The organism is Ensifer sp. PDNC004, assembly GCF_016919405.1.
In the GTDB taxonomy this organism is placed as follows: Bacteria; Pseudomonadota; Alphaproteobacteria; order Rhizobiales; family Rhizobiaceae; genus Ensifer.
On record NZ_CP070352.1, the window covers coordinates 1,040,539 to 1,060,388 of the forward strand.

The 19,850-nt window shown below is 63.5% G+C and carries 21 protein-coding genes; 11 read left to right on the top strand and 10 right to left on the bottom strand.

From position 1 onward, the window contains the following. Nucleotides 1-9 precede the first annotated feature (9 nt). Nucleotides 10-1,425, top strand: a complete 1,416-nt coding sequence (locus JVX98_RS04555) for an aldehyde dehydrogenase family protein (protein ID WP_205235951.1) — start codon at nt 10-12, stop codon at nt 1,423-1,425. Nucleotides 1,426-1,587: 162 nt separating this feature from the next. Here JVX98_RS04555 and JVX98_RS04560 read toward each other — a convergent pair whose 3' ends face one another. After that, nucleotides 1,588-2,556: a TerC family protein gene (locus JVX98_RS04560; RefSeq protein ID WP_371826493.1), complete on the bottom strand. Its 969-nt coding sequence runs from the start codon at nt 2,554-2,556 to the stop codon at nt 1,588-1,590. Nucleotides 2,557-2,808: 252 nt separating this feature from the next. Between JVX98_RS04560 and JVX98_RS04565 the strand changes: the two genes are divergently transcribed. From JVX98_RS04565 to JVX98_RS04575, 3 genes are all read left to right on the top strand, one after another. Further along, nucleotides 2,809-3,228 carry a GNAT family N-acetyltransferase gene (locus JVX98_RS04565; protein WP_205235953.1) on the top strand — a complete coding sequence of 140 codons (420 nt, stop codon included), beginning with the start codon at nt 2,809-2,811 and terminating at the stop codon, nt 3,226-3,228. A gap of 128 nt (nt 3,229-3,356) precedes the next feature. Continuing rightward, entirely contained in the window at nt 3,357-4,271 is a 915-nt protein-coding gene (yghU, locus tag JVX98_RS04570; RefSeq protein ID WP_192451205.1) for a glutathione-dependent disulfide-bond oxidoreductase, read from the top strand. Nucleotides 4,272-4,281: 10 nt separating this feature from the next. Beyond that, a complete protein-coding gene (locus JVX98_RS04575) occupies nt 4,282-4,659 on the top strand; it encodes a hypothetical protein (RefSeq protein ID WP_034787648.1) in 378 nt (125 codons plus the stop codon). 76 nt (nt 4,660-4,735) lie between these two features. Here the strand turns inward: JVX98_RS04575 and JVX98_RS04580 are convergent, their stop codons facing one another. Further along, the gene (locus tag JVX98_RS04580; RefSeq protein ID WP_205235954.1) at nt 4,736-5,473 is read right to left on the bottom strand and encodes a glutathione S-transferase family protein; all 738 of its coding nucleotides are present in this window, start codon (nt 5,471-5,473) and stop codon (nt 4,736-4,738) included. Nucleotides 5,474-5,668: 195 nt separating this feature from the next. Continuing rightward, nucleotides 5,669-6,433, bottom strand: coding sequence for an SDR family oxidoreductase (locus JVX98_RS04585; RefSeq protein WP_205235955.1), 765 nt, complete (start codon nt 6,431-6,433; stop codon nt 5,669-5,671). A gap of 253 nt (nt 6,434-6,686) precedes the next feature. Between JVX98_RS04585 and JVX98_RS04590 the strand changes: the two genes are divergently transcribed. Next, the gene (locus tag JVX98_RS04590) at nt 6,687-7,160 is read left to right on the top strand and encodes a VOC family protein (RefSeq protein WP_192451202.1); all 474 of its coding nucleotides are present in this window, start codon (nt 6,687-6,689) and stop codon (nt 7,158-7,160) included. A 241-nt stretch (nt 7,161-7,401) separates the two neighbouring features. Here the strand turns inward: JVX98_RS04590 and JVX98_RS04595 are convergent, their stop codons facing one another. Beyond that, nucleotides 7,402-8,097, bottom strand: a complete 696-nt coding sequence (locus JVX98_RS04595; RefSeq protein ID WP_205235956.1) for a type 1 glutamine amidotransferase domain-containing protein — start codon at nt 8,095-8,097, stop codon at nt 7,402-7,404. A gap of 122 nt (nt 8,098-8,219) precedes the next feature. On the opposite strand from JVX98_RS04595, the gene JVX98_RS04600 reads away from it, so the two are divergent. Further along, nucleotides 8,220-9,107, top strand: coding sequence for a LysR family transcriptional regulator (locus JVX98_RS04600; protein WP_205235957.1), 888 nt, complete (start codon nt 8,220-8,222; stop codon nt 9,105-9,107). A 95-nt stretch (nt 9,108-9,202) separates the two neighbouring features. Here JVX98_RS04600 and JVX98_RS04605 read toward each other — a convergent pair whose 3' ends face one another. Further along, nucleotides 9,203-9,844, bottom strand: a complete 642-nt coding sequence (locus JVX98_RS04605) for an HD domain-containing protein (protein WP_205235958.1) — start codon at nt 9,842-9,844, stop codon at nt 9,203-9,205. Nucleotides 9,845-9,950: 106 nt separating this feature from the next. Here JVX98_RS04605 and JVX98_RS04610 point away from each other — a divergent pair, with 106 nt between their 5' ends. Next, nucleotides 9,951-10,937: a GlxA family transcriptional regulator gene (locus tag JVX98_RS04610; protein WP_205235959.1), complete on the top strand. Its 987-nt coding sequence runs from the start codon at nt 9,951-9,953 to the stop codon at nt 10,935-10,937. A gap of 18 nt (nt 10,938-10,955) precedes the next feature. On the opposite strand, the gene JVX98_RS04615 is transcribed toward JVX98_RS04610, so the two are convergent. From JVX98_RS04615 to JVX98_RS04625, 3 genes are read right to left on the bottom strand one after another with little or no spacing between them, the layout of a single operon-like run. Further along, the gene (locus tag JVX98_RS04615; RefSeq protein WP_192451197.1) at nt 10,956-11,171 is read right to left on the bottom strand and encodes a hypothetical protein; all 216 of its coding nucleotides are present in this window, start codon (nt 11,169-11,171) and stop codon (nt 10,956-10,958) included. Between the two features lie 44 nt (nt 11,172-11,215). After that, a complete protein-coding gene (locus JVX98_RS04620) occupies nt 11,216-11,626 on the bottom strand; it encodes an SRPBCC domain-containing protein (protein ID WP_192451196.1) in 411 nt (136 codons plus the stop codon). Continuing rightward, on the bottom strand, nt 11,623-11,946 hold the full coding sequence (locus JVX98_RS04625) for a helix-turn-helix transcriptional regulator (protein ID WP_205235960.1): 324 nt from the start codon (nt 11,944-11,946) through the stop codon (nt 11,623-11,625). The genes JVX98_RS04620 and JVX98_RS04625 overlap by 4 nt, the downstream gene beginning before the upstream one ends. 210 nt (nt 11,947-12,156) lie before the next feature. Between JVX98_RS04625 and JVX98_RS04630 the strand changes: the two genes are divergently transcribed. Further along, nucleotides 12,157-12,735: a flavin reductase family protein gene (locus JVX98_RS04630; protein ID WP_205235961.1), complete on the top strand. Its 579-nt coding sequence runs from the start codon at nt 12,157-12,159 to the stop codon at nt 12,733-12,735. Between the two features lie 169 nt (nt 12,736-12,904). Here the strand turns inward: JVX98_RS04630 and JVX98_RS04635 are convergent, their stop codons facing one another. Both JVX98_RS04635 and JVX98_RS04640 read right to left on the bottom strand, forming a co-directional pair. Then, complete coding sequence (locus JVX98_RS04635; protein ID WP_205235962.1) at nt 12,905-13,441, bottom strand: invasion associated locus B family protein; 537 nt, start codon at nt 13,439-13,441, stop codon at nt 12,905-12,907. After that, nucleotides 13,441-16,476 carry an autotransporter domain-containing protein gene (locus JVX98_RS04640; RefSeq protein ID WP_205235963.1) on the bottom strand — a complete coding sequence of 1,012 codons (3,036 nt, stop codon included), beginning with the start codon at nt 16,474-16,476 and terminating at the stop codon, nt 13,441-13,443. Before JVX98_RS04640 ends, JVX98_RS04635 begins: the two co-directional genes overlap by 1 nt. A 292-nt stretch (nt 16,477-16,768) precedes the next feature. Here JVX98_RS04640 and JVX98_RS04645 point away from each other — a divergent pair, with 292 nt between their 5' ends. From JVX98_RS04645 to JVX98_RS04655, 3 genes are all read left to right on the top strand, one after another. Beyond that, complete coding sequence (locus JVX98_RS04645) at nt 16,769-17,839, top strand: sensor histidine kinase (RefSeq protein WP_246764799.1); 1,071 nt, start codon at nt 16,769-16,771, stop codon at nt 17,837-17,839. Between the two features lie 122 nt (nt 17,840-17,961). After that, nucleotides 17,962-19,050, top strand: a complete 1,089-nt coding sequence (locus JVX98_RS04650; RefSeq protein ID WP_205235964.1) for a sensor histidine kinase — start codon at nt 17,962-17,964, stop codon at nt 19,048-19,050. After that, nucleotides 19,047-19,850: a LytTR family DNA-binding domain-containing protein gene (locus tag JVX98_RS04655; protein WP_205235965.1), complete on the top strand. Its 804-nt coding sequence runs from the start codon at nt 19,047-19,049 to the stop codon at nt 19,848-19,850. The genes JVX98_RS04650 and JVX98_RS04655 overlap by 4 nt, the downstream gene beginning before the upstream one ends.

The following is a 19,850-nucleotide window of genomic DNA, read 5'->3' on the forward strand; positions in this document are numbered from 1 at the left end:
AATCGGACGATGAAGATCATTGAGCAGATGTATGTCGATGGCGCTTTCGTTGCGCCTCACGGCGACGAGCGCTTCGCGCTTTTCAATCCCGCCACGGAGGAAAAGATCGGCGAGGTTCGGCTGGGCGACGCGCAGGATGCACGCGCGGCGATTGCTGCCGCGAAACGTGCTTTCCCTGCCATGCGACGAACGACACCGGCCGAACGGATCGCCATGCTGCATGCGTTGAGGCAGGCCGTCGCTGCCAGCGCCGATACCCTTCGCGCGGCCATGGCCACCGAGTACGGCGCGCCGCAGTCCTTCCTCGCCTTCTCCGTGCCGCACGCGGCAAACGTGTTCGACGTCGCGGCAAAGACCGTGGCCGACTACGCCTTCACCCGACGCGTCGGTAATGCGGAGGTGGTGATGGAACCGGTTGGCGTGGCTGCGGCAATCACGCCCTGGAACAGCAATATCGGCTTCATCTGCACCAAGCTTGCAACCGCGATCGCCGCCGGCACGACCATCGTGATCAAGCCGTCGGAAATGAGCGCCATCCAGACCCAGATCCTCCTCGAAGCCTTGCACGAAGCGGGACTACCCGATGGCGTCCTCAACGTCGTCAACGGCTACGGCCATTTGGTTGGCGCGGAACTCAGCCGGCATCCGGACATCGCCAAGGTGACCTTCACCGGCTCGACGACGACCGGTCGGGAGATCCTGCGCAGTGCGGCGGAAAGCTTCAAGCGCGTGACGCTCGAACTCGGCGGCAAAGGCCCTCAGATCCTGCTGGATGACGCGGATCTCGACCGCGCGATCCCGCATATTCTGGCATCTGCCTTCCGCAACAGCGGACAGGCCTGCATCGCCGGAACCCGGCTGCTCGTCTCAAGGCAGAGCCATGCGGAAGTGATGTCGCGCCTTGCGCAAGCCGTTTCCGCGTTGCGCACCGGCCCTTCGAGCGATCCGGCTTCCGATATCGGCCCGATGGTGAGCGCTCGCCATTGGGAACGCGTTCAGTCTTACATCCGTCTCGGGCAGGAGGAAGGCGCAACGCTTCTGGTCGGCGGCGAAGGTCGACCGGATGGCTTGGACCGGGGCTGGTTCGTTCGCCCGACCGTCTTTTCCAACGTGGCCAATGACATGCGGATTGCGCGCGAAGAAGTCTTCGGCCCGGTGCTCAGCGTTCTTTCCTACGACACGGAAGCAGAAGCGATCGCCATTGCCAATGATAGCGAATACGGGCTGCAGTCCTATGTCCTTGGAACCGATGCCGAACGGATGCGCGGTGTCGCCCGTCGGTTGGAGACAGGCCGCGTCGTCATCAATGAAGCTCCGGCCGGCACACAGGCGCCCTTCGGTGGTTTCAAGCACTCGGGCATCGGGCGCGAATTCGGATCGTTCGGCCTCGACGCCTTCCTCGAACCGAAGGCGATCATCGGATGATACCTTGCCCGGACGGCCCGGACCCAGAGCCGTCCGGGCGACGGCCACTCCACAGCGCCCTTGGGGGCAAAGTAAGAGCGATCCCGGCAAGGGCAAAACGATCGCGGCGGCCTCCTCTCGAAGGCCGCCGCGTTTCTTGTCACGGTCGGATGAGCTCGGGCGTTATGCCGGCAGTTGCTCATCCTTGGTCTTTATCAGGCTCCAGACAACGCCCGAAGCGATGATCGCGAAGGTGACGCCGAGCGACAGAGCCGCCGGGAACTTCTCGAGCCCCAGGAGATCGGCCACGAAGATCTTCGAACCGATGAAGATCAGGACGACCGCCAGCGCCGGCTTCAGGTAGCGGAAGCGATGGATCATGGCAGCAAGCGCGAAGTAGAGAGCGCGAAGGCCGAGGATTGCGAAGATGTTCGACGTGTAGACGATGAACGGGTCCGTGGTGATCGCGAAGATCGCGGGAACCGAGTCGACGGCGAAGATCACGTCAGCCACCTCGACCATGACCAGGGCCATGAAGAGGGGCGTGATGAACCAGGTCATCTTGCCGGTCTTCGGGTTCACGAGCTTCACGAAGAAGCGTTCGCCGTGATGCTCTTCGGTGACGTTGAAACGGCTGCGCATGAAGCGCACGAGCGCGTTGTCCGAAACGTTGGGCTCGGCCTCCTTCATCACCAACATCTTGATGCCGGTAAAGACGAGGAAGGCAGCGAAGATGTAGAGAACCCAGGAGAACTGAGCCACGAGCGTCGCGCCGACGCCGATCATGATCGCGCGCAGCACGATGACGCCGAGGATACCCCAGAAGAGCACGCGGTGCTGGTAGATGCGCGGGACGGCGAAGAAGGAGAAGATGAGGGCGATGACGAAGACGTTGTCGAGCGCAAGCGTCTTCTCGACGACGAAGCCGGTCATATAGGCAAGGCCGGACTCGGCACCCAGATACCACCAGACGAAGCCGCCGAAGCTCAGGCCGAGGGCGATATAGAAGGCGGAAAGCTTGACGCTTTCGGCAACGTTGATCTCCTTGTTCTCCTTATGGAGAATACCAAGGTCGAACGACAGGATAGCGATCACGAGGGCGAAAAAGCTCGCCCATAGCCACAGTGGCGTTCCCAGCCACACTACAGACATGAAGGAAAAGTCCACAGACGGGTCCCCAATCGGCACATGTTGTCGGAATAAGGTCCGACATCGCAAGAGTGCCGAAGCTCTCGCCAGAGGGGCCCGGACCAGCGGGTTAGGCAGCAGATGGGAGCTCGGTTTTCCGGTATCAAGAGAGGCTCGCGATTTTTTTGTGAGGACTCGGCCGCGCTTGCCGGCGGCCGAACCGTTGTGGTCAAAAGGACCGACGAGATCGTTTCTTGCAGCGTGTGAGGTTGGACCGTGACGGCAGAAGACCGGACCGAAGCACCCGCGTTCGCCTGGCGCGGGCCGTTCGAAAACAGCGAAGTGAATACCCTGCACGCCGAATGCTTCGATCACGCCGTGACCGAAGACGACTGGTGGGACCAGGTCAACCGCTTCAGCCTCGGCTGGGTCACCATGCGGATTTCAGGCACGCTCGCCGGCTTCGTCAACGTCGCCTGGGACGGCGGCGTGCATGCGTTCCTGCTCGATACGATGGTGACGTCAGCGTTGAGGCGTAAGGGTTACGCCACGCTGCTCGTCGAAGAGGCCGTAACCCACGCCAAGGCCTCGGGCTGCGAATGGCTGCATGTGGACTTCGATCCTGAGCTTCGGGATTTTTACCTCGATCGGTGCGGCTTCGTGCCGACGGATGCCGGTCTCATCCAACTTCGATAAAAAAATTCTCCAGCATCTGGCCTTTGAGCATGGTCGTCCTCGCAGCCAAGTCGATGTGGTGGCTTGATAAACTTCCTATATAAGCGAACGCGACGTTCGAGGTTTCCGCCAAGACAAGGACAGATTTGATGACCGAAAAATCCCCCGCTGACAATTTCCCCGCCGGCTACGACGTTCCCAAGGTGTGGACCTGGGACAAGGGCAATGGCGGCGCGTTTGCCAGCATCAACCGCCCGACCGCCGGAGCGACGAGCGACAAGGACCTGCCGGTCGGGAAGCATCCGCTGCAGCTATATTCGCTGGCGACGCCGAACGGTGTGAAGGTCACGATCATGCTCGAAGAGCTGCTGGCGGCCGGCCATAAGGACGCCGAATACGATGCCTGGCCGATCCGCATCGGAGACGGCGACCAGTTCGGCTCCGGCTTCGTCGACGTCAACCCGAACTCCAAGATCCCGGCGCTGATGGATCACGCGCCCAAGGGCGGCGGCACGCCGGTGCGCGTGTTCGAATCGGCCTCGATCCTCACCTATCTCGCCGAGAAATTCGGTGCCTTCCTGCCGAGCGAGCTTCGCGCCCGCACCGAAACCCTGAACTGGCTGTTCTGGCAGATGGGCTCGGCACCGTTTCTGGGCGGCGGCTTCGGCCATTTCTATGCCTATGCGCCGATGAAGATCAAATACGCCATCGACCGCTACGCCATGGAGGTGAAGCGCCAGCTCGACGTGCTCGATCGCCATCTCGCCGAAAACCGGTTCCTCGCCGGCAACGAATACACCATCGCCGACATGGCCACCTGGCCCTGGTATGGCAATCTGGCGCTCGGGCAGGTATATGGCGATGCGGGTACCTTCCTCGAGGTCCAGAGCTACGAGCACGTCCAGCGCTGGACGGCAGAGATCGCCGCCCGTCCGGCGGTCAAACGCGGCCGCATGGTCAACCGCTTGAGCGGCAACCCGTCCGAACAATTGCATGAGCGCCACGACGCCTCCGACTTCGAGACGAAGACTGAGGACAAGATTGGCGAGAAGCAGACCGCCTAAGGAGAATAGAATGGCCAAGCTGGCTGATATGACGAAACACCGGGGTTTTCCCTACGCCATGCCGGGCACGGGCATCCAGTTCGTCATCCGTCGGGCCAACCCCAAGGGAGCAACGCCGATTAAGGCACTGCCCCGCCATGCCCGGCCGGGCTCCGGAGCGCACCGCATCGATGCGGCCTTCCTCCACGCCCTCTGGCATCATTTCGGCGCAGAACCATTCGAGCGTGGCAATCTCGATGCCGCTCGGCTGAACCTCCTGTTCGGACGCGAGGTGCTGCCGGTCGACAAGGATTTCGATCCGGTGTCCTACGAAGCTTTGCTCGTCATCAACGAGAAGGTTGCCCGGCAAAGCTTCCCGGAATCGTTCGTCGACGTATTCGAGGTGTGATGTCCGCGGCGGCCTGGCCGCTGCAAATATCTGAGGTGGCGCACCGCCTGCCGGTGCGCCACCTCGCTTTTCCAGATCACGCGCGGAGTGCGCCCGTCATCCGCAACACATCCTCGAGCGGGACGAGGCCCTTCATCGCACCGCTGCCGGCGGCAGGTTCGCCATCCTCGATCGCCACGGCGAAACGGAAGGCGGGATCGGCCTCGATGCGCTGGCGCAGCGCGTGGATGCGCGGGTAGCTGCGCGCATAGTCCTTCGGATCGATCGCCTCGTGGAAATCGACCCAGCGGGCCACGCCGGCAAAAACCGCATCGGCAAGCGTCGGTCGGTCGCCGAGCAGGTAATCGCTGTCGCCCATCATCGCTTCCAGCTGATTGTGACGCTTGGCGACGAATTCGCGGCCGAAGGCGCGCAGGGTTTCGCGGTACTCCTCCGTGGCGTCTTCGGTTTCCAGCGCCACCCACATCGTGAAGAAGGCGCCGGTGAAGCCGGTGTTGAGGAAGGCGATGAACTGGTGCATGCGGGCCGCCTCGAAAGTGCCCGGGGCGAAGCTGATGCGGCGCTGGTGATCGCGCGCCTCCAGCCACAGTGCGATCGCCATGGTCTCGGTCAGCACGTCGCCCTTATCGGTCACCAGCGCGGGCGTTTCGACCCGGCCGTTGAAGCGCTCATAGGCGTCGGTGCGCATTTCCCCAAGCATGTCGACACGGGTGAGGCGATAGGGTTGGCCGAGCCATTCGAAGGCGGTGACCAGGCCGGCGGAGCTGCCGAGCGGAAAGCCTGCGGTAAAGATCGCTTCAGAGACAGAAGGCATGGTGTCGTTTCTCCATTGTTGGTGTCATGGATATATCGACGTGGACGGCGGCTCTGTAGTCGGCCAAAATTGGACTTATCGTCCGCAAATGTAGACGACAAAGTTGAGGGCTGCGCGAACGAGGCCTGATTTTCGCCGAACGCCCTCGCGGGCGTTCGGCAATGTGCGGGATCGGCCGCTGATTTGGCCCCGCCGCTACGCGGAGCGAACCGGAGACGGATAGAGGCCGCCTTCGTCGGCATCGACGGTGATCGACAGGGTCACGTGCCGCGGCCGCGTCAAGGCGAACAGCACCGCTTCGGCGATGTCCCGGTTGGTTGCCGCCTCGCCCTTCTTGCGACTGCCGGCCGCCTCCCATGCGCCATCAAGCGGAGAGACATCCTCGAGGTAAGGCGGGTGCACGACGATCGAACGGGTGGGTGTACCGGCGAGCTTCTGGCGCAAACCATCGGCGAGGGCGGCCTGCGCCCGCTTGGCGGCATAGAAGGGGACGGACACGGTCTGGAGCGCTGCGTTGGGCAGGCCGCTGATCGAGCCGATCGTGACGATATCCGGCCGGGCCGAGTGAGCGAGCAAAGGCAGCAGACCCTGGGTAAACAGGAAGGTTCCGGTAACGGCCGCGTTAATGACACTGATGACCGCATCATCAGGATGATCCTCGTCGCTGTCTTCGAGCCACATGGCGCCATTGTTCACGAGGATATCGACGCGGGTGTTCTCCGCCCTGATGCCCTCGACCGCCGCAGCGACGCTTTTCGCATCGGCAAGATCGAGCGCAACGGTTTGTACCCGTCGCCCGAGATTGCGGGCAATCGGTTCGGCTACGTCCTTGAGGGCACTCTGGCTGCGCCCGCACAAAACGAGATCGCACCCCGCTTCGGCCAGGGCATAGGCCAATGCCGCTCCGAGCCCGCGACCAGCGCCGGTAACCACTGCAACAGTTCCATTCAGTTGTATCATCCGCATCCCCTAAGGCGCGCGAGGAGAAGCCCCGCGCGCGTATCGAAGCCGCACAATTAGGTATCAGGGGTTGAATTTCCAACGGGAAACCGGCGGATGCGACGACCCGGCGCATGTGGATCGGGCCGACATTGCACCCGGCAAACGCCCCCGCCTGGGAATATCAGGGTGGAGAAACGGGGGCGCCGACCTATCTCGCAGGGCAGGTGGCGAAGGAAACGGCCCATCCGGCTTCAAAACGAAAGGACGCGTCATGGCCAAGAACACGATCTGCCTCTGGTACGACAAGGAGGCCGAGACGGCCGCTCGCTTCTACGCCGAGATCTTTCCCGATAGCCGGGTCAGCGCCGTACACCGCGCGCCCGGCGACTTTCCGTCCGGCAAGGCGGGAGACGTGCTGACGGTGGAATTCACCGTCGCCGGCATTCCCTGCCTCGGTCTCAACGGCGGCCCGATGTTCAAGCACAACGAGGCCTTCTCGTTCCAGATCGCCACCGACGACCAGGAGGAGACCGACCGCTACTGGAACGCCATTGTCGGCAATGGCGGCCAGGAGAGCGCCTGCGGCTGGTGCAAGGACAAATGGGGCATTTCCTGGCAGATCACGCCACGGGTCCTGACCGATGCGCTGGCGGCCGGCGGCGCCGAGGCAAAGCGCGCCTTCGAGGCGATGATGACCATGGGCAAGATCGACGTCGCCGCGATCGAGGTGGCGCGGCGCGGCTGACGCCGCCTCTCTGAGGGAACTTTCCGGCCCGCGACGGCTTACCCAAGGGTGTGCGCGCCGTGTCAACCGGACGTGACAGGGATGGCGAACATGGCGGTTTTTCCGGTTTCCCGCCATGGCCGACGCAATGGCAGTCGAGCGCCCCACCTGTCCGGTGCGCCACACGCTGTCGGCGAAGCATCGCCGGCAGCACGATCGGAAGGACTTTGCCGGACTTTCAAAATGCCCGGCGACGCCGAACTCAGGCGCTCAGGAGATCGCGAAGCGCCTCGCCGACCCCGGTCGCCGACTGCGGGTTCTGGCCGGTGATCAACCGGCCATCGACAACCACCTTCGATGTCCAGTCCGCGGCCGGATGATGAGTCGCACCGCGCTCGACAAGCGTGCTTGCGAGAAGGAACGGCACCGTCTTGTCGAGGCCGACGGCGCGTTCTTCGGAATCGGTAAAGGCGCTGACATTGCGGCCGGCGACCAGGTAGCGGCCGTCGGAAAGCCTGACATTCACGAGGGCTGCCGGACCGTGGCAGACCGCCGCGACGGCACCGCCAGCCTCAAACACCGAACGCGTCACCCGGTCGACGGCGCTGCTTTGAGGCAGGTCCCACATCGCACCGTGACCGCCGGCGAAGAAGATGGCCGCGTAGCGGTCGGGGTCGACATCGTCGAGCCTGGCTGTTGTGCGGATCGCGGCGCGAAACGCCTCGTCGTTCCAGTAGCGTCGATTGGTGTCATCCTCCAGGTCGAGGCCGTCAACCGGCGGCTCGCCACCCTTGATCGACGCGAATTCGACCGCAATGCCGGCGGTTTCGAGCACGGAAAGCGGATGGGTGACCTCGCCGAGATAGAAACCGGTCGGCTGCCCGCTATCCCCCTTGGTACCATGGCTGGTGAGGACAAAGAGTACGGGCTTCTTCGGATTAGCGTTGGTGTTCGGCATCATCTTTTCCTGTTTGAAGCGGGTCTGAGCTTGCGACCGTTGACTGATGCTGCTTATTTATTACTTCGATTTGCGGCGATAAATGCGCCGCCGTGGAAATGATTTGGTCTTGAGAGGCAAGAATGCGGCGCTTCGATCATCTCGCCGACGTCGAGGCCTTTATCACCGTCATGGACAAGGGATCGCTGACCGCCGGGGCGGTGGCGCTCGCCACCACGCCTTCCGTGCTCAGCCGTGCGATCACCCGCCTCGAAACCAAGCTCGGCACGCAGCTGGTACGGCGCACCACGCGGCGCATCAGCCTCACGGAAGCGGGCCGCGCCTATCTGGATCAGGTCCGCGTGGCCTTTGACGCGATCGACCAGGCGGAGCGGGCCATCCAGGGCGAAGGCGCGCTTGCCGGCCGGGTCCGTCTCAGCGCCTCCACGACCTTCGGGCATTTCCAGCTACCGGAGAAACTGGCGCGTTTTGCGCTGCGCCATCCAGGCGTTACGGTCGAACTGTCGATCGCCAACCGCAATGTCGATCTCGTCGCCGAGGGCTACGACCTCGCCATCCGCCTCGGCCAGCTTCCAGACAGCGGCCTGGTCGGACGCAAGCTCGGAGACGCTCCGTTGAGGCTGGTGGCCTCTCCCGGCTACATCGCCCGGTGCGGCGCGCCGCAATCGGTCGAAGATCTCGCGGCCCACACCTGCCTGCCCTTCGTCATGCCGAGCACCGGCCGCCCGGCTCCCTGGCTGTTGCGGGTCGACGGTTCGGATGTCGACTGGGTGCCCCATGGTCCCGTGCAAGTCGAGGACGATGTGCTGGGCACCGTGTCGCTGGCGGAGGCGGGTCTCGGCATATGCCAGACCTATGACTTCGTCGTGCGCGATCGGCTCTTGCGCGGCAGTCTGGTCGAGCTTCTGCCGGAATCCGGTGGCCGGTCGCGTCCCTTCTCCCTCATTTATCCGCCGCACAAAAACCTTGCGGCTGCGACCCGAGCATTGATCGACTGCCTCATGGAGTAAGCCTGAAGGATGAGCTTGTCGGCTCAGCCGCGGAAATCGACCTCTGGCGTGCAAAGCTGGTCGCCCGGGCCAAGGCCCCAGCGACCGGCCTCATCCTAACCGTGCCAGTGCGAGCAGCGGATCACGCTGCAGAAGTTGCCGCGACGGGAGTGCGGTTCCTTGTCGGCGATGACGTCGGCCTTGACGTTGCCGAAGGTGGTGTCCGGCTTGTGCCTGATGCCGTCGTAGAAGGCCTGGATGATGTCCTCCTTGAAAGTCGGCGTGCGCGGGAAGGCGCTGACCACCGCCTCGCGCTCGGCGTCGGAATATTGCCTGTAGGTCAGCCCGAGCACGTCCATCTCGACGCCGGCCGTCACCAGCGCCACGACGGGATGCATGTGTTCGGGCCCGCCCGGCGTGGTATGGAGCGCGATCGCCGTCCAGACCGTGTAGGCATCCGCCTCCGAAATGCCGTGGCTGCGCAGGAAATCGCGGCCGGCATGGGCGCCATCGACTTCGAAGCGCTCGGTCTGGCTGCTATGGCTCGGCATCAGGCCGATGTCGTGAAACATCGCGCCGGCATAAAGCAGTTCGCGGTCGAACGTCAGGCCGCGATGAACACCCGCAAGCGCGCCGAAATGGTAGACGCGGCTCGAATGGTTGAAGAGCAGCTCCGTTTCCGTATCGCGGATGTATTCGGTAATCGCCCTGGCAAGCTTGCTATCGGGAACGGTCGCATCTTCGGCAAGGAATGGCATCGTCTTCTCCTGGGTTTCTAAGCACCCAAAGGATAGAACCGCCTGGATTGTCTGTAATCGACGTGATACGTCAAATAAGGACAAATCCGGTTTGGAGCGGCCGCGGATGCAGGAGAAGACCAGAACCGTCGTGATGGTGGCGCTGCCCGGCGTGCAGCTCCTCGACGTCTCCGGCCCGCTCGACGTCTTTGCCGAAGCCAATGCGCAGGTCCGCCGGGAGGCTTACAGTCTTCTCGTCGCGGCGGCCGGGCCGGAGCCGCTGCGCAGCTCATCCGGCGTGCGGCTGATTGCCGACCGCGTGATCGGCCGCGACTTAGACGATCCGATCGATACCCTACTTGTTGCCGGCTGCCCCAATGCCATGGACGTGCCCGCCGGCGGCATCGTCCTTGATTGGCTGCGGCAGCGTGCACCGACGGTCCGGCGCTACGGTTCCGTCTGCAGCGGCGCCTTTTTCCTGGCGGCCGCCGGCCTGCTTGACGGGCGGCGCGTGACGACGCACTGGGCCGTCGCCGCGCGGCTGGCGCAGCGTTATCCCGAGGTCACGGTGGACGAGGATGCCATCCATGTCGGCGACGGTCCCGTGCGCACGGCCGCCGGCGTGACGGCCGGTCTCGATCTGGCGCTTGCTCTGGTGGAGGAGGATCTCGGGCACGAGATCGCCATGCGGGTGGCAAGCCAGCTGGTGATGTTCTTCAAGCGGCCGGGCGGGCAGATGCAGTTCAGCCGCAAGGGCGAGGCCATGCCGGCCGGCCGCTCGGCGCTCCAGGAGTTGCAGCGCTGGGTCGTCGCCAATCCCGGACAGGATCACAGCGTCGCGATGCTTGCAAAACGCATGGATCTCAGCCCGCGCCATTTTTCACGGCTTTTCCGCAGCGAGGTCGGCATCACGCCGGCGAACTGGGTGGAGGAAGCCCGTGTCGCGGCCGCCCGGCGCCTGCTCGCGCAGGGACAGGACGCCCCCAAGCAGGTCGCCGCCCGCTGCGGCTTTGCCGATGCCGACACGCTCCGGCGCGCCTTCATGCGCCATGTCGGCGTCACGCCGGCCGAATATCGCAAGCGCTTCGCCAGCCCGGCTCTTTCCGCGGAATGAGCCGGGCCGGCGCTATTCCTACTCCGCCGCCTGCATTCTGCTCTGCTGCTTGCCCAGATAGGGCAGCGCAAAGAGATAGAGGCCAGTCGGCACAAGCACGGCCAAGGGCGGCAGTGGCGTAAGATAAACCCACTCCGGAAGCGTCGTCAGGGCCATGCCGGCGAAGATCGCAGCAACGGCAAGCGAAAAGATCAGCGATGTCCAGCGATGGATCGTTCGTATAAGAGAGGTCATTGCGATACCTCGCGTTTGAGAAACGGTGATGGCACAAGCGGATGTCAGTCGAGCCTTGCGACGACCTCGGAAAGCTGGTCGATGAAGCGCCGCCATCCGACGGTTGCACCCTGGTAGTAGGACTTCTGGTCCGCCTTGAAGCCACGCTGCTCCATGCGCAGGCTGGTCCCGCCGCTGGTCGGGACAAGGGTCCAGGTGACGACGCTTGAGAGATCCTTGGTGTCCCAGCGATAGGCGAGCGAGCGATCCTTCTCGATCGTCTCCACCTGACAGTCGACGTGGCCCCAATCGGCCGACAGCGTGAACCGGCGGCCGACTTCCGGCACGAAATCGTTGCGCATCAGCCATTCGGCGATCAGATGCGGCTGGGTCAGCGCCCGCCAGAGCTTTTCCGGCGCATGGGCAAATTCGCGTTCGACGACAACGGAGCGGGTGGTTTCGGTTGTTTCGGTCATTGATCCATTCTCTTTAACAAATCATCGAGATCATCGAAGCGGTCCTGCCAGAAGCCGGCCATCTCCGTCGTCCAGTCAACCAGCGTCGTGAGCGCTTCGCGCCGGGCGCTGTAATAGGTGTAGCGGCCCTCGTGCCGGTCGTGCACGAGCCCCGCAGCCTTCAGGATCTTGAGATGCTTGGACACGACCGGCTGCGAGACCCCGGCGTCGGCGAGCAATCCGACGACCGTGGTATCCCCCTGCCGGCAAAGGTGTTCGAAGAGCCCACGGCGTGTGGGATCGGCGAGCGCCCGAAAAACCGAGTCCTGTAGTTGCGACATGTTTCATACCCGATTGGCTATGAGATGACATATAGCCAATTGGGTATGCGTTTGTCAAACGCTTATGTTGTGCCCGCCGACACCCGTTTCAAGCCCGCTGCCGCTATCCACTCCGGCACCGAGAAAGCTTGTGCTTGTTGGCGAAATGCAGCGCCCCTATAGAAGACGCATGATCGGTCAATGTCCGCCAACGGCGGCTGAGGTAGTCAGATGGTTTCGCATATTCGTGCCGTTCCTCTCGAAAAGGCGTACCGGCTGCTGAACCATGGGCCGACGGTCCTGGTTTCCGCCCGCCATGGCGGCGTCGAGGATGTGATGGCGGCAGCCTGGGCCTGCGCGCTCGACTATGATCCGCCCAAGCTGACGGTGGTGCTCGACAGCGCCACCCGTACCCGCGGCCTTGCAGAGGAAGCGGGCGTGTTCGTCATCCAGGTGCCGACCGCCACCCAGGCGGTTCTGACCCATGCGGTGGGCACCACGAGCCTCCACGACGATCCCGACAAGCTGCGCAATGCCGGCGTCGAACTGTTCCAGATGCCTGACCATGACCTTCCGCTCGTCGCCGGCTGTTCCGCCTGGCTTGCCTGCCGGCTGATCAGCGAGCCGTCGATCGAGAGCCGATACGACCTGTTCATCGGCGAAGTCTTCGCGGCCTGGGCCGACGATCGGGTGTTTCGCGACGGGCATTGGATGTTCGAAACGGCCGATCCTGCCTTGCGCAGCCTGCACTATGTCGCGGGCGGGCATTTCTACGCTATCGGCGAGGCGATCGACGTAACGTCCCGATAGGCCGAACGCGACCGCCAACGGTGGCGCGCCGGGATGGTTACGCTCGGCTCTACACATGGAGAAGACCCGGCCGCGCCCTTTAGCACGACCGGGGCCCGCCCCGGGAGGCTGCGCACCTTTAAAAAGCACGCCAGATGCCTGGCGGCAAAGCGAGGGCCGTGACGTTGCCTCAGCTCTTTCCGGACAGGGCAATCACCCGGTCGAGCGCTGCGGCAAAGCCCTTGAGCGAGACAGCGAACGCTACGTCCTTTTCGCTGTCGCTCGCAAACGCGCCGATCTTCAACGCCGTTCCGCTGCGCAGCAGCACAACTGTCGATTCGGTAAAGGTCAAAGGCACGATGCAGCCGAGCGGCAGGCAGGTGCGGAAGCCGGTCGGCTTGCCGCCGGTCGCCTCGTCGACACCGAGCGTCACGCCCTTATCCAGGTAGAGACCGAAGGGGAGCGCGAGGCTCCCCTCGAGGCCCGCGTCCGCCGCCGTGCGGAGCTCGATCGTCAGCACATGCTGACCGCCCTTGTGGAACTGGCGCTGCGAGAGGAGGCAATGCTTCTTCCCCTCGATCTCGGCGCAGGCGACGCTCCAGTCCTCGTAGGTCTCCGAAAGCTGGGAGGGCGCTGCCGGCTTTCCGGCGGCGTCTTGCCCATAAAGCGGCGTCATGGCGACGAAGGTCGCCATCAGCATTGTCGAGAGCCAGACGAACCTGCGCATCAGAAGCGCACGTCGAGTTTGGCGTCCACGGCATTCTGCGTCGTGCCGGAGCCGAACTGGCCGGTATAGGTGATGCCAAGGCTCGCGTTGCCCGTCAGCGCGAAGTCGATGCCGGCCTCGATGATCGCCGCATCCTCGGCGATCGGCGTACCGGCGACCGAGAAGGCACTGCCCGTGCCGAACGCCATCGACGAGAACGGTGTCGTATCGCCGAAGGCATGCTGCCAGCCGAGCATGCCGCGCAGCTTTGCTTCCGTGGCGCCGAGAGCGAGCGGAGCCGAGGCGCGAAGACCAAGCGTCGTGAACGTCGTGTCTGTCGTGTTGCTCCTGCTCGACAGCGCCGCTGCGGCACCGCGCTCGGTAAAGCCATCGGTGTGCAGGCTGACATAGGCGAGGTTGGCGAAGGGCTCGAGCGCGACACTCGGCAGATCGATGCGGTAGCCGACTTCACCGAAGGCCTGGAAGGTGCCGGCGTCATAATCGGCCTTCAACTGATCGCTGAAGCCCGGGAAGGCGACATTGCGCGACGTGTTGATCGAGTGCCAGGTGTAGGCGAGGCCCGAGCGCAATGCGACGTCGCCCCAACGGCTGCCGCTATAGACGCCGAGGTGGTAGTTGTCGCTGTTGCCGCTCGCCGAGCGGCTGTCCACGTCGAAGCTGGTGCGGCTGTAACCGGCCATGATACCGACGATCGCATTGTCTGCGATTGCCGCATCGAAACCGGTGACGAAGCCGCCGGTCGACTGGTCGAGCGCACCGGCGTTGCCGTTGCCGTCGGTGTTGGTCCAGGAGCCGAATACCTGGCCCCAACCGACCATGGCCGGCGGCGCCACGGGGACAGAGTTCACCGCCGCGACTGCGCCTGTCGTGATCTTGTCCTCCGGACCGTAGGCCAGAACCGGGACGTTTGCCGCGCCGACATCGCCGAAAGCATCGCGGATGCGGTCGTTCGCCGCGTTGCGCAACAGGCTGCTGTCGTTGATCAGCGCGGTCTGCGCCGATGCATGGACTTCGCCGGAGAGCTGATCAAACGCATGGCGTGCCCCTGCCCCATCGAGCAACGTCAGCGCGTTGTAGAGGCCGACCGACGGGCCGCTCTGGGCAAGCGTGTTGAGCGCAAGTGCCGTCTGCCGCTGGTTGCCAGTGGCAGCCTCGCCTTCGAAGACACCAGGCTTGGGCTCTCCGCCCGGTTCGCCCGGCTTCGGTTCTCCACCCGGTTCGCCCGGTTTGCCCGGCTCTTCGCCGCCCGGCGTGCCGCCGTTCTTGACCTTGATCGTCAGATCGACCTGCTTTTCCTTCTGGTCGAGGGATATCTCGAGGAAGGCGGATTTCGAAATCGCTTCAGCGAACTTGCCTTCGATCGCACGATCGGCAGTCAGGATCGTGTAGGTCTGGCCGGTCTTGTAGCTGGTGTTGGCATCGAGCGCCGTCACCTGGACATTGGTGCCGGTTCCGATCTTGGCGATACCGGTGTTGTCGTTGGTGCCTATGCTCTTGACAACGATCCGGTCGGAACGACCATCGCCGGCGATATCGGCCTCATAAATCGAGCCAGAGGCCATATCCAGCCGGCCCATGATCGTCAGCGTGCCGGTCGAATTGTTGCCCGGCGAAATGATCGCATTCTTGTCGATAAACGTGTCGCCGACCGTGCCGGAGCCGCCGAGCCTGCCGAAAGCGGTCGAGTTCGGATCGCGGATGCGGTTCAACTCGCCGAGCACATTCACTTCATTGGTATAGAAGCGATCGCCCTCAACACGTCCCGTTTCGCCATCGACGATCAGGGTGCCGCCGCTCACTTCGAAGCGGGTCTCGCTGAAGTCCACGGGACCGTTGTCCGGGTCGTTGTCGATCGTGTCGATATTGCCCTTCAGGACCAGCTTGCCGCCGGAGACATTGACCTTGCCGTAGAACTTCGACAGGTCGCCGCCAACGATGGTCTCGCCGGAGAAGTTGGTGATCGTGCCCTTGCCGACCATCGTGTTGGCGAACTCGTAGCCAGTGTTCGTATGGTTGAAGTTGACGTAGCCCTTGCGCGGTCCGAAATCGATCTTGGCCGAAGAATTCACCGTGCCCGCCGCCTGCGCCTGTTCGGCAATCGGTTCGGCGATATTGTTGAGATTAACCTTGCCGCCAATCGTCAGGTTTCCCATGCCCTCGTTGTTGATGCCGCCGACGGCCGAGAGCACGATGTCACCGCCAACCGAGAGCTTGCCGCCGTTGGCGATCGAAAGGTTCGCCCGACCAGCCTCGCCGATAAGCAACCTGTCGGCGACCTTGAGTTCACTGCCGGCGCCGTCGATGGCAGCCTGGATGGTGTCGGTGCTCTCGTCCTCGCGCAGGATCGCGGTGTTTGTCGAGACGACAGCGCCCTTTTCGACGATGAACCTGTCGCCGATCGTGAGTTCGCCGGTGTTGACCCAGCGCGTATTGTCGCCGGTGACGAGTACCGTGCCGTTTTCGAAATAGGCCTTGTTGGTGTTGACGAGGCCGCCATCCTCGAACCGTGCCGTGGCGGTATTGAGCGTCAGCCCACCGACAGAGATGCCGAGAAAATCGGTGGTGAGCATGGACCCCGCGCCGCGGACGATAAGTGTTCCGTCGCCCTCCTGCAGGGCGCCGACATAGGTCTCCTTGGCCGAAACCTTGCCGCCGTTCTCGACGATCAGCGTGCCCTTGCCGCCATAGATACCGCCTTCGAAGCCGCCGACGAAAAGCATGCGGTCGCCGTTGGGATTGGCATCGACGATGTCCCAGGTCGAGCCCGGCCCGGAGACGACGACCGTCCCGACGCTGCCGCGGCTGTCTGCGATGTAGCCATCGGTGCTTTCAACCTTGGCACCACTGTTGATGGTCAGCGTCGCGCCGCCCGGCCCGCCACGGATCACGAGATTGCCGTTGATCGTATGGTCGCTGGACCACGTCGTGTCGGTTGGAACCAGCAAACCGGCCGCCTTTGCCGGCGACGCTGCGAACGGCGCCGCCGCCAGCAGCATCGAAACAAGGCCGGCCCGGCCGAGCGCGGTCGAGCTCAAAAGGTTGATCCTCAAAACGTCCGCCTTCGCACAGCTATTCAATGTCTGCCCCTTTTCCTTTGCATTCGTGGGCGCACAATTCCCAGGCGATCGGAATCGCCGGGAAAGCACGGGTCATGGGGCGGCTATAGCAAGCCCGCAAAAAGCGAGAATTCGGCTTTCTGCAAACGGCAGATTGCGGCGTTGAAGGGCTGTGGCTTTCTGCAAACGGCTTGTTTTCGGCGACGAACGGCAATCGACAACCGTATGGTCTTGAAGGATAAAACCTAGGTGGCGCGAGGATGAGACGGTTTTGCCTGACGAGGCTGGATATGCCGCAAGCGTTCGGCGAGCGACGCTCGTCCTCGGGCTCTTCTACCAGTTCATGCAGTTTGTCATCAGCACGACGCTCTGGGCTTTCCTCGGATATGACGCGATCGCGATCGCGCCAGTCACCTTGATCCTGATGCTGAACGGGACACTCATGTCCTATGTGATGGCAGCGGCGCTCTTTCGCTTCCGGGGCCGGTCCATCCTCTTCAAGCTTCTGCTCGGCTCCGCCCTGGCGCTCGTCGCCGCGGCGATCAATGCCAGCGTCGATTTCCCCAGTCACGGCCTGATCGAGCATGTCGATCCGGGCCCAATCAACTGGACCAATGTCGGCTACACGCTCATCTATTGCATGGCGTTGTTTCACGGAGGGGCGTTTCTCTACATCGCCCTTCTTGCCAACTACGAACTGCGCGAGCGGGAACGCCGGCTTGCCGTGACACGGGAGGAAGCGCTGACGGCGCAGATGCGGGCGCTGCGCTACCAGGTCAATCCGCACTTCCTGTTCAACACCTTGAACTTGATTGCCGGGCTGATCGAAGAGGGCGCGTCGACCACCGCCCGCCGCATGGTGCTTTCGCTCTCTTCCTTCCTGCGCACGACACTCGAGCTCGATCCGATGCAGGACGTCTGCCTAACCGACGAGTTGGCCTTGCAGCTCGGCTATCTCACCATCGAGGGCGAGCGCTTCTCTGACCGCATGCGGGTCAAGCTCGACATTGCACCGGGCCTGGAGCAGGCGCTGGTGCCAAGCCTGATCCTTCAGCCGCTGATCGAAAATGCGATAAAGCACGGCGTCGGCGGCTCGATCGGCGTGGTCGAGATCGTGATCCGGGCGGCAAGACAGGGCGAGACGCTGGAGCTTTCCGTCGAAAACGACCTGACGAACGAGCCGCCGCGCCCGGCGATGAAACCTGCCGGAACCGGCACCGGGCTGAGGAATGTCGCCGACCGCATCAAGGCTCGGTTTCCCGAGGTCGGCGCCTTCATTTCCGGCCTCGTTGCACCCCACCGCATTCGCGCAGCGATCACCATGCCGCTGCGGCTGGCCTGATCGCCGTTCTCCGGCCAACGACGGCCGGTAAAGGTCGAAAGTCCGGGCCTTTCTGCCAACGGCTCGATTTGACCGACGAACGGCAATCGACATCGGCGGCCGGTTGAACGATAAAAATGGCCATGAACCCTGAGGATGACGCAAGATCGGTAGACGAGAGCGCCTATATCGCCAGCGTGCGGCGCGCGACGCTCTGGCTCGGTTTTCTCTATTGGTTCGTGGAATTCCTGGTCAGCAGCATTCTTTGGGCGATCCTCGGGATCGATCCGATCATGTCGGCGCCGGGCAAGCTGCTGCTGATGTCCTGCGGCATGGCCTTCTCCTATGGCATCGCCGCTGCGATGTTCGGCGTCCGCCACCAGCATATCGCGCTGAAGATCGTCGTCGGCTTCGCGACCGCTCTGACGGCCGCCATCGCCAATACCGGCGTCGACTTTCTTCTTTATCTTTTCATCGTGCGTCCCGACCCGATCGCCCCGGACTGGACCAGCATCGGCTACACGCTGGTCTACAGCATGGCGACCTTCGTCGGCTGGTCCTTCTTCTTCGTCGCCTTGCTCTACAGCTTCGAACTGCGCGAGCGCGAGCGGCGCCTGGCCATCACGCGCGAGGAAGCCCTGGCCGCGCAGATGCGGGCGCTGCGCTACCAGGTCAATCCGCATTTCCTGTTCAACACGCTCAACTCCATCACCGGCCTGATCGAGGAGGGGCAGCCCCTTGCCGCCACGCGCATGGTGATGTCGTTGTCCAACTTTCTGCGCACGACGCTGGAGCTCGATCCGCTGCACGACGTGCGGCTCGCCGACGAACTCGCACTCCAGGCCCGTTACCTGCACATCGAGGGCGAGCGCTATTGCGACCGCATGCGGCTCCGGATGGACATCGCCAACGGCCTTGAGGAGGCACTGGTGCCAAGCCTCATCCTGCAGCCGCTGATCGAAAATGCCGTCAAGCACGGCGTCAGCCGTTCGCCGGATCAGGTGGAAATCGTCATCAGCGCCGCCAAGGTGGGGCAGGCGCTGGAAATCGCCGTCGAAAACGACATTGCGGCGGCGCCGGATACCGCCCGGTGGCCGGGCACGGGGATTGGTCTCAAGAACGTTGCCGAGCGCGTCCAGGCCCGTTTTCCGGGTGTCGGCGCCTGTGTTTCGGGCCTCGTGACCCCCCGTCGTTTCAGAGCTGCAATCACAATGCCCCTGAGGCTTGCATGAATGAAATCCAGACTGTTCCGCTTTCGATCCTCGTCATCGACGACGAGCCCCTGGCGCGGCGGCGCCTTCTGCGACTGCTCGGCGCAATACCCGCAGTTGAGGTGGTGGGAACGGCCGGCAACGTGCAGCAGGCCTGCTCGATGGTGGCCGAACTTTCGCCGGACGCAATCCTGCTCGATATCCAGATGCCCGGCGGCACCGGCTTCGACATCCTGGAGCAGTTGGGAGACAACGCGCCCGCGGTCGTTTTCGTGACTGCCTTCGACCACTATGCGCTGCGCGCCTTCGAAGCAGCGGCGGTCGACTATGTCACCAAGCCGATCGAATCCAGCCGCCTGCGCACGGCAATCGAGCGCGCCCGCGTTGCGATCGCCGCGCGCACGAGCGCCGAGCGGGTGCTCGAACTCAACGAAACCGTGACGTCGCTGCGCCAGGCGCTGCGCAAGCACGACACCCAGACCAGCGATCTCTGGATCAAGGCCCGGGGAGAATTCGTGCGGATCGCGCTCGACCGGGTCGTGCGCTTTCAGGCGGAACGCGACTATGTTCGCATTCACGTCGATGGACGGTCCTATCTGCACCACGAAAGTCTTGCCTCGCTCGAGCGTCGCCTCGATCCCGCAGAATTCCTGAGGCTGCATCGCAGCTCGATCGTGCGCCGGGACTGTATCGTGGGGCTGAAGCAGGCCCCCTTCGCCGCGCTCATCGCCCTTCTCTCCGACGGCAGCGAGATCCGCGTCGGCCGGACCTACGCCCGCCACATCCGGCCGACGACGGGCGAACGCAACCAGACGGACTAG